Below are 16,867 nucleotides of genomic sequence, written 5' to 3' on the forward strand. Positions count from 1 at the left end.
ATAATTTCTAAGACGCACGCAGCACACACGGCGTCCTGACTGTTCAGCCCAACGCTGACGCATGGAACGAGACGGTAAATGCCGCCTCATTGAGGAGATAATAATGATTAAGCTTGGCATCGTGATGGACCCCATCTCGTCCATCAACATTAAAAAAGACACCAGCTTCGCCATGTTGCTGGAAGCACAGCGTCGTGGTTATGAAATTCACTACATGGAGATGGGCGATCTCTCGCTGCGTGGCGGCGTCTCCTATGCTCGCACGCGTCTGCTGAGCGTCGACCAAAACTATGACAAGTGGTATGAGTTCGGCAGCGAGCAAGAGATTGAACTCTCTGAGCTGAATGTTGTACTGATGCGTAAAGATCCGCCGTTTGATACGGAATTCATTTACGCGACCTATATTCTGGAGCGCGCAGAAGAGTTGGGTACGCTGATCGTGAACAAGCCGCAAAGCCTGCGTGACTGTAACGAAAAGCTGTATACCGCATGGTTTGCGGAGTTCACGCCAGATACGCTGGTAACTCGCAATAAAGAGAAGCTGCGCGCGTTCTGGCAAGAGCACGGTGACATCATCATGAAGCCGCTGGATGGCATGGGTGGCGCGTCAATTTTCCGTGTGAAAAAAGATGATCCTAACTTTTCAGTGATTGTTGAAGCCCTGACTAACCACGGAAGTTACTTCTGCATGGCACAAAACTTTATCCCGGCGATTAAAGAAGGCGACAAACGCGTTCTGGTCATCGACGGTGAGCCTGTGCCTTATTGCCTGGCGCGCATCCCACAAGGGGGTGAAACCCGCGGTAATCTCGCCGCTGGCGGACGTGGCGAAGCGCGTCCGTTAAGCGAAAGCGATTGGGAAATTGCCCGTCGCGTGGGTCCAACGCTGAAAGCAAAAGGGCTGATTTTTGTAGGCTTGGACATCATCGGTGATAAACTGACTGAAGTGAACGTGACCAGCCCAACATGCGTGCGTGAAATTGAAGCAGCATTCCCGATCTCCATCACCGGCATGTTGATGGATGCTATCGAGAAGCGTCTGGGCTGAGCATGACGTCGGAGCTCTGCTCCGTGATCAACCCAACACCGGCGCGGCAACTGCGCGCCGGTTATTTTTGGTACATCGAGTGAGAATGAATTTACAGCATCATTTTTTGATTGCCATGCCTTCGCTGCAAGACCCTTTCTTTAAACGTTCTGTGGTTTACGTGTGTGAACACAATGAAGAAGGGGCGATGGGACTGATCGTCAACAAACCCATGGAAAACCTGACGGTGGAAGGCATTCTTAAAAAGCTCAAGATCTCTTCTGAAGATCGCGATCCTGCTATTAAGTTGGACAAACCGGTGTTTACCGGCGGTCCGTTAGCGGAAGATCGCGGCTTTATCCTGCACTCTGCACAACGCATTTTTACCTCCAGTATTCGCATCTCTGATACCACCATCATCACCACCTCGCGTGATGTGCTGGAAGCGATTGGTACACAATCACAGCCAGAAAACGTGTTGGTAGCACTGGGTTACTGTGCCTGGGAAAAAGACCAACTGGAGAACGAACTCATGGAGAATGCCTGGCTGACCACGCCCGCCAATAGCAATATTTTGTTTAAAACGCCCATTTCTGAGCGATGGCGTGAAGCAGCGCGCAGTATTGGCGTTGATATTCACAACATGGCCAGCGACGCCGGACACGCCTGATGTCAAATCAAACACTGTTAGGTTTTGATTTCGGCACCAAGAGCATTGGCGTGGCGATAGGTCAGCAACTCACCGGTAGCGCCCGCCCGCTCGCAGCGCTTAAAGCGCAGGATGGCACGCCAGACTGGCTACAAATCGAAAAGCTGTTGAAAGAGTGGCAGCCCGATTTTGTGGTTGTCGGATTGCCGCTGAATATGGACGGCACCGAGCAAGAGTTAACCGCGCGAGCACGTAAGTTTGCTAATCGGCTGCATGGCCGCTTTGGCGTTCGTGTTGAGCTGCAAGATGAACGTCTAAGTACGGTAGAAGCACGTGCTGGCTTGTTTGAACGCGGCGGTTATCGTGCGCTAAACAAAGGTTCAGTCGATTCGCAATCAGCGGCGATCATTCTGCAAGACTGGTTTGAAACGCACTACTAAGCACGTTATTCATCATCACCTAACTTATCCATGACCCGCACCCCGCGCTTACTAAGCAATGAAGCGCGGCACGTCACGGTGTGTCCTTAATGAGCCCTTCCGCCTTTCGTGCCAGTAAACTTTGCTCAAAGGTCTGCATACCCGCTTGCGCGCCGGTTTGGAGAACACCAGGAATTTGATGCATCTTGCCTTCCCTGATTAAATTCGCCACTGCGGGCGTTGCTATCAGGACTTCAAACAAGCCAATGCGTTGACCTTCGAGTGAGGGCACTAATCGCTGAGCGATCACCGCTTTAAGACTGCCCGCCAGTTGCGTACGCACCAGATTTTTCTCCTCAGCGGAAAAGAGATCGACCAACCGATCAACCGCCTGCGCAGCGCCGCGCGTATGCAACGTTGCCAGCACCAGATGCCCGGTCTCTGCTGCTGTCAGCGCCTGTCGAATCGTGTCGCTGTCGCGCAGTTCGCCCAATAAAATCACATCAGGATCTTCACGTAATGCCGCTTTAATCCCTTGGTTAAAAGCAGTGCAATGCACACCAATTTCTCGCTGCTGAATCAGTGATTGCTGGCTGTTATGAATAAACTCAATGGGATCTTCTAGCGTGATGATGTGCCGCGCCTGCTGTCTGTTGAGCGCATCGACCATCGCTGCCAGCGTAGTGGATTTGCCGCTGCCGGTCGCGCCAGTGATCAAAATCAGTCCCTCCTCTTTTTCCAACAGCAAGGGCACAATAGCGGGTAAGCGCAAGCTCGCCAGCGTTGGACACTGGTTGGCAATAGTGCGTAATGCCAAAGACAAGCCTTGCCGCTGGCGGAAGAGATTGGCACGCAGTCGCTGTCCACCCGGCAAACTCAAGGCGAAATCAAGCTGACCTTCGGCTTCAAGCTGCCGCCGCTGCGGATCGTCCAGCCATTGCTCAATAAACGTATTCATCCACGCCGCGCTGACTTTCGGCCAGTCGGGTATCGCTTCCAACCTGCCCTGCCGTCGCCAGTAAGGCAAATGTCCGCTGCAAAGGTGCAGATCGGCGGCGTTATGCTTTACACTAAGGCCCACCATTTCATCCAGATCCATAATTTCTCCTGACTATGACCTCAATCCAGCACAACCTACAGCAAGTGCGGCAGCGTATCGCTGCCGCTGCCGCGCGTTGCGGCAGAGCGCCAGAAGAAATCACCTTACTTGCAGTAAGCAAAACTAAACCTGCGAGCGCCGTCGAAGAAGCCGCCGCAGCCGGACAAATTCCCTTTGGGGAAAATTACGTGCAGGAAGGGGTTGAAAAGGTTCAGGCACTGGCCGCACATCCTCATTTGGAATGGCACTTCATTGGTCCGTTGCAGTCCAATAAAAGTCGTTTGGTGGCGGAAAACTTTGCCTGGTGTCATACCGTTGATCGCCAGCGTATTGCGCAGCGCCTGAATGACCAGCGTCCGTTAACGTTGCCGCCGCTTAATGTGTTAATTCAGGTAAATATCAGTGACGAGAACAGCAAATCTGGCATCATGCTGGAGGCCCTTTCCGAGCTGGCGCAGCAAATAGCAGAATTGCCGCAGCTGCGATTGCGTGGATTAATGGCCATTCCCGCACCAGAAAGTGATTACGATCGGCAGTTGGCGGTATGCCAGCAGATGGCCGACGCGTTCCAGCAGTTGAAACAGCATTATGCCGATGTCGACACACTCTCTTTGGGGATGAGTGATGATATGGAAGCCGCTATTGCCGCAGGCAGCACCATGGTGCGCATCGGCACTGCAATCTTTGGCGCGCGAGATTACGCGAGCAAACCACAACAATAATTGAGGAACTTCATGTTAACAATGACGTTTTTAGTCAAAACGCTGATCGATCTCTACGTCATGGTGCTGCTGCTGCGTATCTGGATGCAGTGGTCCCGCTGTGATTTTTACAACCCGCTGGCGCAGTTTGTCGTCAAGATTACTCAGCCTATTATCAAGCCGTTACGCCGTATCATTCCTGCGTTAGGGCCGATTGATACCGCTTCGCTGCTGCTGGCTTTTGTGCTGACTACACTCAAATATCCGATCCTGCTATTGATTCAAGTGGGCGTATTCTCGCTTGATCCTACTAACCTGCTGGTTGGCCTGCTGTCACTGGTGAAATCTGCCGGTTATCTGGTGTTCTGGGTCATTATCATTCGCTCTCTCATGAGCTGGATTAGCCAAGGCCGCGGCCCTGTCGATCAGGTGCTGATTCAACTGACCGAACCCTTGATGGCGCCCATTCGCCGTATTCTGCCTGCTATGGGCGGCATCGACTTCTCAGCGATGATCGTGATTCTGGTGTTGTATGCCCTGAACTTCCTCGGCATGGACCTGTTCCCAGGTCTCTGGTATTTGCTGTAATCGAATTAACTGGAACTGTTATGCAAAAAGTTGTGCTCGCTACCGGTAATCCCGGCAAAGTACGTGAACTGGCGGACCTGCTGTCCGCCTTTGGCCTGGATATCGTGGCGCAAACCGAGCTTGGCGTGGAATCCGCTGAAGAAACCGGTCTGACCTTTATCGAAAACGCTATTCTCAAAGCGCGTCATGCGGCGCAAATTACTGGTTTACCCGCCATTGCCGATGACTCGGGTTTGGCGGTAGATGCGCTTGGCGGCGCGCCGGGCATCTATTCGGCCCGCTACGCTGGCGAAGAGGCCAGCGATCAGCAGAACCTTGAGAAGCTGCTCGCAGCGATGGAAAATGTTCCCGACGATCAGCGTCAGGCGCAATTCCATTGCGTGCTGGTTTATCTGCGCCATGCTGAAGATCCTACACCGCTGGTGTTTCACGGCAGTTGGGAAGGTGAAATCACGCGTGCTTCAGCGGGTGTCGGTGGCTTCGGGTACGATCCCATTTTCGCCGTTCCGGCTTTAGGTAAAACCGCCGCTGAGCTGAGCAAAGCGGAAAAAGGCGCGGTTTCTCATCGGGGTAAAGCATTGACGCTGTTGCTGGAAGCGATGCGTAATGCCTAATTTGCCGCCACTCAGTCTCTATATCCACATTCCATGGTGCGTACAGAAATGTCCCTACTGTGATTTCAATTCCCATGCGTTGAAAGATGAGATGCCGCACGTTGAGTATGTACAGCATTTACTCAACGATCTGGATAACGATCTGCCGCTGATAAATGGACGAGAAGTCCGTACCATTTTTATCGGTGGCGGCACGCCAAGCTTGTTAAGCAGCAGCGCGATGCAGATGCTGATGGACGGCGTACGTGAGCGTCTGACGCTGGCGGTTGGCGCTGAAATCACCATGGAAGCGAATCCTGGCACGGTAGAAGCCGATCGTTTCAGTGCTTACCAGCGCGCCGGTATCAACCGCATTTCCATCGGGGTGCAGAGCTTTAGCCCGCAGAAGCTTCAACGTCTGGGGCGCATTCACGGTCCAGAAGAGGCGAAGCGCGCCGCTCATCTCGCTGAAGGGCTGGGGCTGCGCAGCTTCAATCTTGATTTAATGCACGGCTTGCCTGACCAAACGCTTGAGGAAGCGCTCGACGATCTGCGTCAGGCAATTGCGCTGAATCCGCCGCATCTGTCGTGGTATCAGTTGACCATCGAGCCAAACACACTGTTTAGTTCGCGTCCGCCGGTACTGCCCGATGACGATGCGCTGTGGGATATCTTCGAGCAGGGAGATCAACTCCTGACCGCAGCCGGTTATCAGCAATATGAAACCTCGGCTTACGCCAAACCGGGTTATCGCTGTGAACACAATCTCAATTATTGGCGTTTTGGTGATTACCTCGGTATCGGGTGCGGTGCACACGGCAAGTTAACCCAACCCGATGGCCGCATTGTGCGCACGGTGAAAACCAAGCATCCACGCGGTTTCATGAAAGGCACTTATCTGGATAAACAGTACGAGGTTGCCGATGCCGAAAAGCCGTTCGAATTTTTCATGAATCGTTTCCGTTTGCTGGAAGCGGCACCACGCCATGAATTTTCGCTTTATACCGGCTTAGCGGAAGAGGTCATTCGTCCACAGATAGACGCAGCCATTGCGGCAGGCTATGTGATTGAGACTGAAGAGCACTGGCAGATCAGTGAGAAAGGAAAATTGTTTCTGAATTCGCTATTAGAACTGTTTTTAGCCGAAGAATAGCGGCGAAAAGAAATAATGAAGCCTCAGTCCGAACTTTCAGGCTGAGGCTTTTATTTATTTTTTCAGACCGCTAACCAAGCCCTTACGCTGATCCTCTAGCGTAATAACGCGATTACATACTTCATGGCCGAAGTTCTTGAAATCCTGCTCCTGATTGCTCCACTCAGCCTGAATTGACTGCTGAAGCCCGCCAAGATTTCCCATAATCGCCTGCAACGGATTGCTGCCGTTGACGGCCTGCTTACTGCCCATCTCGTTCAGGCTGTCCTGCATCACGCCGCCTAACGTGGTTTGCACCAGTTGTTCGCCGTCTGCACGTACTTGATCAATCGCCTGATGATGGAAGGTTAAACCATCGGCACGATGTTCAATAATGCGGTTCATCTGCTGCTTCAGCTGACTATTGAGCGTAGTCAGGCGATTACGCACGTTGCTGTTCGCACCCAGTTTCTCAACAATGACGCGATCCAGCGCCACGCGGCTCTTTTCAAGCCGTGACGTTGCGCCACTATCGATCCAAGGCAGATCACGGCGTAAACCATTCTGGTAATCAATTGCTTTCTGGCGGCTGGCATTATCCACTGTCACTGGCTGACCATTGAATGTTATGTCACCCTGCGGCGTGATTTCCAGATTGCCGTTAGTCCCCACCACCTGCACGCTCTGCGGCTTAATGACGACATCATCTTGAGGTTTCACGCTGCATTCATAGGCAGCCTGAGCCTGTGTTGCCGCCAGCAGCAGCGCAGCAAGAACCGTTTTACGAACCATAAACTCTCCCGATCTCACTGAAACTATAACGACAGGTCTGCCGTGCGTCGCAGCGAATTGGATGCCGACCAGCGCAGCGCATTCGGCGCGTACATAAATACGTGAGAATGCGAGCCCTGCACGATGCTCAAGTCGCCAGTAAGCCAGGCAGATATAGAACTTAGTCCCACCAGATATCGAAGAGTTCAGTCACTTGCACATCGTGCAGGTTGCGATCCTGTAACCATTTGCGCACCAGTTCACGGTGCTCATCGGTGCATTTACCGTCTTTCTGCAGGCAAACCAGCCCTTCCCACGCCAGATAACCACTGCCGTCAAACGCCAGACCATTTGGATCAATCGCTTCATTAATAAACTGATTCAGCGTTTCATCGATTTCAGTTTCAGACGTGCCTTCGGCAAAGCGCCAGGCAACAGAAAAACCGAGTTCCTGAAATTCATCGATATGCATTTTTTTACGTAAACGGCGGCTGCGTTGTGTGGCCATTATTTCACCCTCTCAAACATTAAATCCCATACGCCATGGCCTAAACGCTGCCCGCGTTGCTCAAATTTAGTCAATGGACGCGTCTCAGGACGCGGCACGTAATCCTGACTTTCGGACTGATTCTTATAACCGTCGATGCTGTTCATGATTTCCAGCATATGAACCGCGTAGGCTTCCCAGTCAGTCGCCATGTGGAACACGCCGCCCAGCTTCAGCTTACGCATAACCAGCTCGGCAAACGGCACTTGTACAATGCGACGCTTGTTGTGGCGCGCTTTGTGCCATGGATCGGGGAAAAAAAGTTGCACCATACGCAGCGAATTATCTGGGATCATCTTCTCCAGCACTTCCACCGCGTCATGGCACATCACGCGCAGATTCTCTACGCCCGCCTCTTTTGCTGCACCCAGACATGCGCCTACGCCCGGCGCATGAACTTCTATACCCAGGAAGTTCTGATGTGGTGTGTTTTGCGCCATAGTCACCAGAGAAGCGCCCATGCCAAAACCAATTTCCAGGGTAATCGGTGCTTCACGACCAAAGAGTTGCAGCAGATCGATGGGCTCCGGCTGGTATTCCACGCCCATCTCCGGCCAGTAATTATCGAGCGCCATCTGCTGGCCTTTGGTCAAGCGGCCCTGGCGGCGTACAAAACTGCGAATGCGGCGCAATGGGCGTCCATTCTCATCAAATTCTGGGGTGATGACGTCATTAATCATGTCGAAGCCTGCTGGTTAGCCTGTTCTGGGAAACGGGCATTATGCAAAGTTCATAAGCAGAAGCAAGCCTTTGCCATCTTCCGGTTTACACTCAGATGCGCATGTGCTGGAATTCCTGCCTGAGTGTAGAGTAACCACGGAAAATTTCCTTCTTATGATGCAAGCGCCGCAGTTCGCGCAACAGGTGCTGGATTGGTATCAGCGCTTTGGCCGCAAAACCCTGCCGTGGCAGCTGGAGAAAACACCTTATAAGGTGTGGCTGTCCGAAGTGATGTTACAGCAAACCCAGGTTGCTACTGTTATTCCCTATTTCGAACGCTTTATGGCACGTTTTCCTACGGTCAGCGATTTAGCCGCTGCGCCGTTAGATGAAGTGCTGCATCTGTGGACCGGTTTAGGCTACTACGCGCGCGCGCGCAACCTGCACAAAGCGGCGAAACAGATTGTTGATGTGCACAAAGGCGTATTTCCACGCAATTTTGATGATGTCGCGGCGCTGCCTGGCGTAGGCCGTTCAACGGCAGGCGCGGTGTTGTCGTTGTCGCTTGGACAACATTTCCCCATCCTCGATGGCAACGTGAAGCGCGTGCTGGCACGGTGCTACGCGGTGGCGGGATGGCCGGGCAAAAAAGAGGTCGAAAAGCGCTTATGGCAGATCAGCGAAACCGTTACGCCTGCTGAAGGCGTCAGTGAGTTCAATCAGGCGATGATGGATCTCGGCGCCATCGTTTGCACCCGCTCAAAACCGAAATGCGAAATTTGTCCGCTTAACAGTGGTTGTATGGCTTATGCCGACAGCAGCTGGTCGAGCTATCCCGGTAAAAAGCCGAAACAAACCCTGCCAGAGCGCAGCGGCTGGTTCCTGATGATCCAGCATGGCGATGACGTCTGGCTAGAGCAGCGTCCGCCAGTGGGATTATGGGGCGGCCTGTTTTGCTTCCCGCAATTCACCACCGAAGAGGCGCTGATTGACTGGTTAATCGCGCGGGGTATTCACGCAAAACCGCAGCAGCTGACCGCGTTTCGCCATACCTTTAGCCACTTCCATTTGGACATCGTGCCAATGTGGCTGGCATGGCCTTCTGTCGGGTCGGCGATGGATGAAGCGGACGGTCTCTGGTATAACTTAGCGCAGCCACCGGCAGTGGGATTAGCCGCACCTGTCGAGCGACTTTTGCACGAGTTGCGCCATCCCCAGCAACTGGCTTTGCACAGTTGTGAGATCAATGAGGAAGAATAATGAGCCGCACTATTTTTTGTACCTTTTTACAACGCGACGCTGAAGGCCAAGACTTTCAGCTCTACCCTGGCGATCTGGGTAAACGCATTTACAACGAGATTTCCAAAGAAGCCTGGCAGAAATGGATGGCCAAGCAGACCATGCTAATCAACGAGAAAAAGCTCAGCATGATGAACCCAGAAGACCGCAAAGTGCTGGAAAAGGAGATGGTTAATTTCCTGTTTGAAGGCAAAGACGTGCACATTGAAGGCTACACGCCGCCAGAAGCGTAAACATTTTTGGCCTCCTCGTTGAGGCCGTTATCCAGGTCAGGCATATATTTCCAATGAATAAAAGATTGATAGCCCTGCTGGTGATTGCACCACTTTTGGCTTCCTGCTCCGGAAAAAAACAGCAGTCTCACGAAGAATGGGTTAAAGACACCAACGGGTTTGACATTTTGATGGGGCAATTCGCCCATAACATCGAAAACATTTGGGGTATTAATGAGGTTCTGATCGCCGGACCGAAAGATTACGTCAAGTACAGCGACAACTATTACACCCGCAGTCACATCAACTTTGAAAGCGGTAGCATCACGATTGAAACCATCGCGGGCACCGATCCCATGGCCAGTTTGCGCCAGGCGATCGTTACCACGCTGTTGATTGGTGAAGATCCTGGCAACGTTGACCTCTATTCAGATGCCAACGATATCGTGATCAGCAAAGAGCCGCTGCTGTATGGTCAGGTGCTGGATAACACGGGACAGGCCATTCGCTGGCAAGGTCGCGCTGAAAACTTTGCTGACTATTTGATCCAAAATAAGCTGAAGCGCCGCACTTCGGGCCTGCATGTGATTTACTCGATCACCATTCCAATGGTGCCGAACCACCTCGACAAACGTGCGCATAAATATTTGCCGATGGTGCGCAAATCGGCTGAAGAGTATGGCGTGGATGCCTCACTGATTTTAGCGATCATGCAAACTGAATCGAGTTTCAACCCCTATGCGGTTAGCCACTCTGATGCGCTGGGTTTGATGCAGGTTGTGCAGCATACCGCCGGCGTTGATGTGTTCCGCATGAAGGGCAAATGGGGCAAACCGAGCCGCAGCTATTTGCTTGATCCCGAGAACAACATTGATGCGGGAACGGCTTATATCTCGATTCTGCAGAAGAGTTATTTAGGCGGAATTCAGGATCCGTTGTCACGTCGCTATGCGGTTATTACCGCCTATAACGGCGGTGCAGGCAGCGTATTACGGGTCTTCTCCAGTGATAAGGATCGTGCGTTCAATATTATCAATGGTATGTCGCCGAACGAGGTTTATCAGACGCTGACCAAGCAGCACCCCAGCTCTGAATCGCGTCGTTATCTGACTAAGGTGAGCACTGCGCAACGCAGCTACCGGCAGTTTTAATCACTCTCGGGCTCGAGCCCGAGAGACAACAGACGTTTCGTTCGTCAGGCCGTGGGAAAAATGAAACTGCCTAATTGCCGGGCGAACGAAACGAGCTCACCCGGTTACGGCAATAACAAAAGGCTGGCGGGCCACAACCCGCCGCAGCCCAGGCTCGTCCTAGCGGCCAGCCACCATCATATTTGCGACTAAGTATTTGTTTCCAGTTCTATCTTCTTCAGTGTAAACCCCCTGCAATTCAGGTGAGAAGCCTGGTAACAACTTCACGCCCTCTTCCAGAGCCAGGAAATAACGCTGTACCGCTCCGCCCCATACTTCACCCGGCACAACGCACAGCACGCCCGGCGGATACGGCAACGCACCTTCAGCAGCAATTCGCCCTTCGGCTTTGGCAATCGGCACCAGTTCAACGTCACCGCGAATGTACGCCTGATGCGCATCCTGCGGATTCACTTTCACCGCTGGCAGACCCTCCTCACGGAACATCATGCGCTGCAAACCTTTCACATCATGACTGACATAGAGATCATGCATCTCCTGACACAAGCGGCGTAGCGTGTAACCAGCATAACGTTTAGCATTCTTGCGATAGATAGTTGGCAGCACTTCAGCCAGTGGCGCATCCTCTTTCACATGCTGCTCGAATTGTGCCAGCATCGTCACCAAATGCGCCATTTTCTCTGGGCTTTCCGCAGGCGTCAGCAGGAACAGAATTGAGTTAAGATCGCACTTTTCTGGCACGATACCATTCTCGCGCAGGTAGTTAGCCAGAATGGTTGCGGGTATGCCGAACGCTGCATATTCGCCGCTCGCTGCATCAATCCCTGGCGTGGTCAGCAGTAATTTACAGGGATCAACACGGTATTGATCGCGATCGTAACCGGCAAAACCGTGCCATTTCGCGCCAGGTTCGAAGCTGAAATAGTGCAGATCGCGAGCGATCTCTTCTGTGGGTGCATCTTGCCAGGCTTTACCTTTTACGGTTTCCGGTACGAACGGCAGGATCATTTCACAGCGCTCAAAGATCGCTTTACGCGCCTCAATACCGATCATCACGCACTCATCCCACATGCGACGACCTGCATCGCCCTGATGCATTCTGGCGTTGATATCCAGTGCGGCGAACAGCGGATAAAACGGGCTGGTCGAGGCGTGCAGCATGAACGCGTTGTTCAGGCGTTTGTGCGGACAAAAACGCTTTTGCCCACGAATATGGTTATCTTTTTTGTGAATCTGCGAGGTCTGCGAAAAGCCCGCCAGCTGCTTATGCACTGACTGCGTGACAAAAATGCCGGGATCGTTTTCGTTCAATTCCAGCGTCAGCGGTGAACACCCTTCCATTAGCGGAATAAACTGTTCGTAGCCCAGCCACGCTGAATCAAACAGGATGTAGTCGCAGAGATGGCCGATGCGATCCACCACCTGACGCGCGTTATAAACCGTACCGTCGTAAGTACCGAGCTGAATAATGGCAAGTCTAAACGGACGTGCATCGCTGGCACGCTGCGGGGCAACTTTCTGGATTTGCTGACGCAGATAATCCTCATCAAAACAGTGCGCATCAATGCCGCCGATAAAGCCAAACGGATTGCGGGCTGCCTCCAGATAAACCGGTGTAGCACCCGCCTGAATCAGCGCACCATGATGATTGGATTTGTGATTATTACGATCAAACAGCACCAAATCACCCCGCGTCAGCAGCGCGTTGGTCACCACTTTGTTGGCACTTGACGTGCCATTCAGTACGAAATAGGTTTTATCCGCGTTAAAGACTTTGGCCGCATACTTCTGCGCGTCTTTCGCTGAGCCTTCATGAATCAGCAGGTCGCCCAGTTTTACATCGGCGTTGCACATGTCTGAACGAAATACGTTTTCGCCATAGAAATCATAAAACTGCCGTCCTGCCGGATGCTTTTTAAAGAACGCCCCGCCCTGATGTCCCGGACAGGCAAAAGTACTGTTTTGCATGTCGACATATTTGGTCAGGGTTTCAAAAAATGGCGGCAGCAGCTCAGATTCATAGGCCTGCGCAGCGGCTTCCAGCGCAGCCCACTCTTCGGGCTCGCCGTTTAATTCGCCAGTGACGCCAGGTAAATGCAGCACTTCTTCTTCAAAGGCATTGGTCACGAAGACCGGCAAATTGAAACCGGTGTGGCGTAACAGTGCCAGCACGCCACTGCGCGTATCAGCCAAAGAGACGACGACAGCCGCCACGTCGGTAAAATCAGTGTTGTCCAGCGTCACCACGTCGCGCGCGGTGTTGAGAGTCAAGTTAGGCGCCACAGCGGCGCTGGCAGCAATTTTTAGTGGTGTCATAGCACAAATCCCTAGCGTCAAGGATGAGTGGGTGCCAAAGGCACAGCAATGGGGATGATTCCCCGGCGAATAACGTCAGACGGATTAAACCGATAGACATCAGTAAAGTCAGATGAGCTCTGCCCTTACGCATGTCCAACAGCGTGCGTCAGGCTGGCCTCACCGCATGGTGAGCGAGGAGTGTGTCACTGAAATGATCGAGGGAAACAGCGCGCGCTTTCGCAGTAGCGAACGGGAACAAGTGCAAATGCGCATTGTACCGGCCATGGCGGCGTCCTCTGTAAAGATGAAAATGGGTGTCAAAAATTGGCGGTCATGATGTCACTTTTTTTAAACAGCGACAACCCGCCAGCGATAATTAATCAGTCAAAATGATAAATACACAACTCGTTGATAAATAATGTTTTATTAAAATAACCCGAGAGTAAAACGCTTAAATATCTGCACCTTATGCAAATTTATGCAGCCGCGCATAAGGTGCAGTTACGTGCTACAACCAGTGTTGCGCCCGAATCCGTTCACCGTCACTAAAGCGTGATAAGCGGAAAGGATGAGGATCTACCGAGGGCGTGCTGCCTAATACGAGATCAGCCATGAGCTGCCCAGCGCCTGGCGCAATACCAAAGCCGTGACCAGAAAATCCGGTAGCGACGTAAAGTCCTTTCACTTCATCTACCGCAGAGATCACGGGGATCGCATCAGGCAGAGTATCGATCAAACCGCCCCAACTTTGTGCTACCGGCAAATTGGCCAGCGGCGGCAACACCTTGCCGAGAGCCTCCCGCATCCGCTGAACAATAGCCGGATCGATTTGCGGCTCCAGCACGCGAACCGCCTCATACACCGATCGCTTATCTTCCACGCCAGGCCGCCAGTTAACTAATTCATCGACAAAGCGTTTGCCTAAACGCAGCTTCAGCGCCTGGCGCTCAACCCAGTACGCCGGCATAAACAGTGGGCTGAAACGCAGCGAATCGGTCGTGATATCAGCGGTATTGGTGGCAGAACTGGCAACGGTTAACCCCCCATCCAGCCGTTTGCGTAACGCTACGCTACCAAAACTGGCGCAAACGCCTGGATCGAAATCCACTGGCCGGGTGCGCAACACGGTAGATAAAACCTTAAGCTGCGGAAGCGTGACATCCAGCCCTTGCAGCAGCAATCGCGTCCAGGCACCACCCGCCGTGACCACTTGCTGACAGCGTATCGCGCCATGTTCGGTGATCACCGCATTGACGCGTCCATTGGTGCGTTCAATGGTGCGTACTGCACAATGTTGTTGCAGATTCAGGCCATGCTCCATTGCTTTCAACACCATCGCCGGTGCCGCTTTTTGCGGTTCTGCGCGACCATCCAGCGCGGTAAACAATCCGCCAATGAACTCGCCTTGTAACTGCGGCAGATGCTCACGTAATTGTGACGATGAGAGTAATTCACTGTGAATATCGTGCTGTTTAGCTTCGGCAATCCAGCGTTGATGGCGCGCATATTGCGCTTCGGTACGCGTCCCATAAACGATGCCGTTACGGCGAAAACCGGTTTCACGCCCCAGCGTGGCGTTCATGTTTTCCCATAACTGCATACTGAGATTGATCAGCGGCAATTCACGCAGATCACGGCCTGTGCGACGACACCAACCCCAGTTACGACTTGATTGTTCTGCCGCTACGGTGCCTTTTTCCAGCAGCACCACACGAATGCCGCGCTGAACCAGCGACAGCGCCGTAGCAACGCCAATGATCCCACCTCCAACTATGACGACATCGGTTTCCGTTGGAAAGTTATCTGATGAAGCCACCGCATCAACGCCTGGACCCATGATTGACCTCGTCAGTTAGTAGCTATCTTCTACCGTCCAGTTAACGGGAATTTCGGCGATGCTGGTGGTGCTCGGCAGCTCAAGCACAGTACGCACCAGATGCGCGATATCTTCCGGCTGCGTCATTTTTTCGGCTGAGATTTCAGTGAGTGCTGTTCCCATATCGGTGGCGACAAAACCAGGACAAATCGCCGTGCAGCGGATGCTATCGACATCGCCAATTTTGCGTAATCCGTGGGCCAGCGCTAAGGCGGCAAATTTACTCATTGAGTAGAGGCTGGAGCGCTCTGCTTTAACGCGTTTGCCCGACAGCGACACCAACATCACGATGCGTCCGGCGCCGCTGGCTTGCAGATGCGGCCAGACCAGGCGACTCAAGCGCATTGGCGATTTAACGTTGACGTCAAAAGTACGATCAAACTCATCATCACTGGCTTCAAGGATTGAAACGGGCAACATCATACCGGCGTTGTGAACCACGGCATCGATGCGGCCAAATTTCTCGATAGTCGCGCTGATCCAGGCTTTTTCGCTGTCGGGGTCAAAGGCGTCAAAAGCGCAGATCAGCTGGCTTTCTTCGTCGGTAATCGGTACATCGTTTGGCGAGCGACACCCCAAACTCACCGCCCAGCCGTTGGCCAGTAAGTTAGCGGCAATCGCTGCCCCAATACCGCGGCTGGCACCGCTGATGAGTGCGACTTTCTTGCCAGAAATAGACATGTTTTAGCTCCTGATGTTTGTTATGAGGAAGACGCTGCCTTGGGCTCGCTCTGAACGTGCATATGGCAGCATCGCCTTCCCCCGCTTCACGGGAAAAGGCCGGGATGGGGAAAAGCCAGCACAATCCTCTGAGAAAGATCATGCAAAATCCTCGCCTACATCGACGCACGTAACCGCGTATCGAGTGGACTTAGCAGCGGCTCAATTTCTGCCACTTCCTGTTTAAGCAGCGCTACATAGCGCTGACAAACGTCATCATTAAGCCGTGGGGACAAAAAAGTCAGGCCGAGCGAACCGACTACGCCCGCCCCTGCCACGCGGATTGGCACTGCGATACCGGCAATACCCGGAATCAGTTCGCCTGTATCCAACGCGTAACCCTGTTCTGCTGTCTCCGCAATCCAACGCGCTAAACGTGGCGGTGTCAGCATTGGCCAGCTCTCGAGCCGCGCCTGATTTCGCTGCAACATCTCCTGCTGCTGTTCAGTGTCGAGAAACGATAAAATCGCCAGGCTTCCCGGCCCTAATCCCAGCGGCACCGAACCGCCCACCGAGCCGGTCAGCGTTTGCATTTGATATTCACTGTCATAGCGATCAATACAGACAGAATCATCACGATCGCGTGCCATTAACATGGCCGTTTCGCCGGTCTGCTTGCGCAATCTTTCCAGCGCTGGCTGAAACTGACGGCGCAATCCCGGGCCACGCGCAGCCTTCGCCCCGAAAATGAGTAATTTGGTGCCCAGCCGATAGCACTTGTCACCCTGAATTTTGTGCAGCAACTGATGCTCCACCAGCGAATTTAAAATGCGATGGCAAGTCACTTTATTCAGTCCCGATAATTCGCATAACGATTTCAGCGTTAAGCCTTCACTGCCCGCATCTGCGACAAAATCGAGCAGCGTGACTGCCCGATCAAGTAACTGCACGCCATTTTTTCCCGCGCTATCGCTCATCCTATTCGCCCCAATAAGTTCCATAATGTGAAACTTTTAATTATAAGATTTCAATATATGGTTTTTTGTTGACTAAATATCTATCAGATTTCATATTCGATTGACAAGTGAGTCGCACTTTTTGCCCATCTGCGAACCCTAAATTGTCTTTAAGACGACAGTGACGCAGTGCAAAAACAACGCGTATCCCTATAAAAAACATCATAAA

Annotated in this window: 18 protein-coding genes; 10 read left to right on the forward strand and 8 right to left on the reverse strand. The window is 52.6% G+C overall.

From position 1 onward, the window contains the following. Positions 1-103 precede the first annotated feature (103 nt). From gshB to ruvX, 3 genes are all read left to right on the forward strand, one after another. The gene (gshB, locus tag ACF2G4_RS10955; protein ID WP_243079004.1) at positions 104-1,048 is read left to right on the forward strand and encodes a glutathione synthase; all 945 of its coding nucleotides are present in this window, start codon (positions 104-106) and stop codon (positions 1,046-1,048) included. An 85-nt stretch (positions 1,049-1,133) separates the two neighbouring features. Next, a complete protein-coding gene (locus tag ACF2G4_RS10960; RefSeq protein WP_215845657.1) occupies positions 1,134-1,697 on the forward strand; it encodes a YqgE/AlgH family protein in 564 nt (187 codons plus the stop codon). Next, entirely contained in the window at positions 1,697-2,116 is a 420-nt protein-coding gene (gene ruvX / locus ACF2G4_RS10965) for a Holliday junction resolvase RuvX (protein WP_215845656.1), read from the forward strand. Before ACF2G4_RS10960 ends, ruvX begins: the two co-directional genes overlap by 1 nt. 73 nt (positions 2,117-2,189) lie before the next feature. Here the strand turns inward: ruvX and ACF2G4_RS10970 are convergent, their stop codons facing one another. Next, positions 2,190-3,194: a type IV pilus twitching motility protein PilT gene (locus tag ACF2G4_RS10970; RefSeq protein WP_409074816.1), complete on the reverse strand. Its 1,005-nt coding sequence runs from the start codon at positions 3,192-3,194 to the stop codon at positions 2,190-2,192. 14 nt (positions 3,195-3,208) lie between these two features. On the opposite strand from ACF2G4_RS10970, the gene ACF2G4_RS10975 reads away from it, so the two are divergent. The 4 genes from ACF2G4_RS10975 to hemW are packed head-to-tail and all read left to right on the forward strand — an operon-like array spanning position 3,209 to position 6,229. Next, on the forward strand, positions 3,209-3,916 hold the full coding sequence (locus ACF2G4_RS10975) for a YggS family pyridoxal phosphate-dependent enzyme (RefSeq protein WP_243079002.1): 708 nt from the start codon (positions 3,209-3,211) through the stop codon (positions 3,914-3,916). A gap of 12 nt (positions 3,917-3,928) precedes the next feature. Beyond that, entirely contained in the window at positions 3,929-4,483 is a 555-nt protein-coding gene (locus ACF2G4_RS10980) for a YggT family protein (protein ID WP_215845654.1), read from the forward strand. Between the two features lie 20 nt (positions 4,484-4,503). Next, entirely contained in the window at positions 4,504-5,097 is a 594-nt protein-coding gene (locus ACF2G4_RS10985) for an XTP/dITP diphosphatase (protein WP_215845653.1), read from the forward strand. Continuing rightward, a complete protein-coding gene (hemW, locus tag ACF2G4_RS10990; protein ID WP_409074817.1) occupies positions 5,090-6,229 on the forward strand; it encodes a radical SAM family heme chaperone HemW in 1,140 nt (379 codons plus the stop codon). Before ACF2G4_RS10985 ends, hemW begins: the two co-directional genes overlap by 8 nt. Positions 6,230-6,283: 54 nt before the next feature. Here hemW and ACF2G4_RS10995 read toward each other — a convergent pair whose 3' ends face one another. The 3 genes from ACF2G4_RS10995 to trmB all read right to left on the reverse strand — a co-directional run bounded on the left by ACF2G4_RS10995 (position 6,284) and on the right by trmB (position 8,206). After that, on the reverse strand, positions 6,284-7,000 hold the full coding sequence (locus tag ACF2G4_RS10995; RefSeq protein ID WP_215845651.1) for a DUF2884 domain-containing protein: 717 nt from the start codon (positions 6,998-7,000) through the stop codon (positions 6,284-6,286). 160 nt (positions 7,001-7,160) lie between these two features. Continuing rightward, the gene (locus ACF2G4_RS11000) at positions 7,161-7,487 is read right to left on the reverse strand and encodes a YggL family protein (protein WP_215845650.1); all 327 of its coding nucleotides are present in this window, start codon (positions 7,485-7,487) and stop codon (positions 7,161-7,163) included. Beyond that, positions 7,487-8,206 (reverse strand): tRNA (guanosine(46)-N7)-methyltransferase TrmB, encoded by a 720-nt coding sequence (trmB, locus tag ACF2G4_RS11005; protein WP_243079001.1) that lies wholly within the window; start codon positions 8,204-8,206, stop codon positions 7,487-7,489. Before trmB ends, ACF2G4_RS11000 begins: the two co-directional genes overlap by 1 nt. 154 nt (positions 8,207-8,360) lie before the next feature. Here trmB and mutY point away from each other — a divergent pair, with 154 nt between their 5' ends. From mutY to mltC, 3 genes are read left to right on the forward strand one after another with little or no spacing between them, the layout of a single operon-like run. Then, positions 8,361-9,446, forward strand: coding sequence for an A/G-specific adenine glycosylase (gene mutY, locus ACF2G4_RS11010; protein WP_243079000.1), 1,086 nt, complete (start codon positions 8,361-8,363; stop codon positions 9,444-9,446). After that, positions 9,446-9,718, forward strand: a complete 273-nt coding sequence (locus ACF2G4_RS11015) for an oxidative damage protection protein (RefSeq protein ID WP_243078999.1) — start codon at positions 9,446-9,448, stop codon at positions 9,716-9,718. Before mutY ends, ACF2G4_RS11015 begins: the two co-directional genes overlap by 1 nt. A 53-nt stretch (positions 9,719-9,771) precedes the next feature. Continuing rightward, complete coding sequence (gene mltC / locus ACF2G4_RS11020; protein WP_243078998.1) at positions 9,772-10,848, forward strand: membrane-bound lytic murein transglycosylase MltC; 1,077 nt, start codon at positions 9,772-9,774, stop codon at positions 10,846-10,848. 159 nt (positions 10,849-11,007) lie between these two features. Here mltC and ACF2G4_RS11025 read toward each other — a convergent pair whose 3' ends face one another. From ACF2G4_RS11025 to ACF2G4_RS11040, 4 genes are all read right to left on the reverse strand, one after another. Beyond that, positions 11,008-13,164, reverse strand: a complete 2,157-nt coding sequence (locus tag ACF2G4_RS11025; protein ID WP_409074818.1) for an ornithine decarboxylase — start codon at positions 13,162-13,164, stop codon at positions 11,008-11,010. A 490-nt stretch (positions 13,165-13,654) separates the two neighbouring features. Next, positions 13,655-14,983, reverse strand: coding sequence for an NAD(P)/FAD-dependent oxidoreductase (locus ACF2G4_RS11030; protein ID WP_409074819.1), 1,329 nt, complete (start codon positions 14,981-14,983; stop codon positions 13,655-13,657). A 15-nt stretch (positions 14,984-14,998) separates the two neighbouring features. Continuing rightward, positions 14,999-15,703 (reverse strand): SDR family NAD(P)-dependent oxidoreductase, encoded by a 705-nt coding sequence (locus tag ACF2G4_RS11035; protein WP_409074820.1) that lies wholly within the window; start codon positions 15,701-15,703, stop codon positions 14,999-15,001. 155 nt (positions 15,704-15,858) lie between these two features. Continuing rightward, a complete protein-coding gene (locus ACF2G4_RS11040; protein ID WP_243078994.1) occupies positions 15,859-16,659 on the reverse strand; it encodes an IclR family transcriptional regulator in 801 nt (266 codons plus the stop codon). Between the last annotated feature and the right edge of the window lie 208 nt (positions 16,660-16,867).

This window comes from Pantoea phytostimulans, assembly GCF_046118715.1.
In the GTDB taxonomy this organism is placed as follows: domain Bacteria; phylum Pseudomonadota; class Gammaproteobacteria; order Enterobacterales; family Enterobacteriaceae; genus Pantoea; species Pantoea phytostimulans.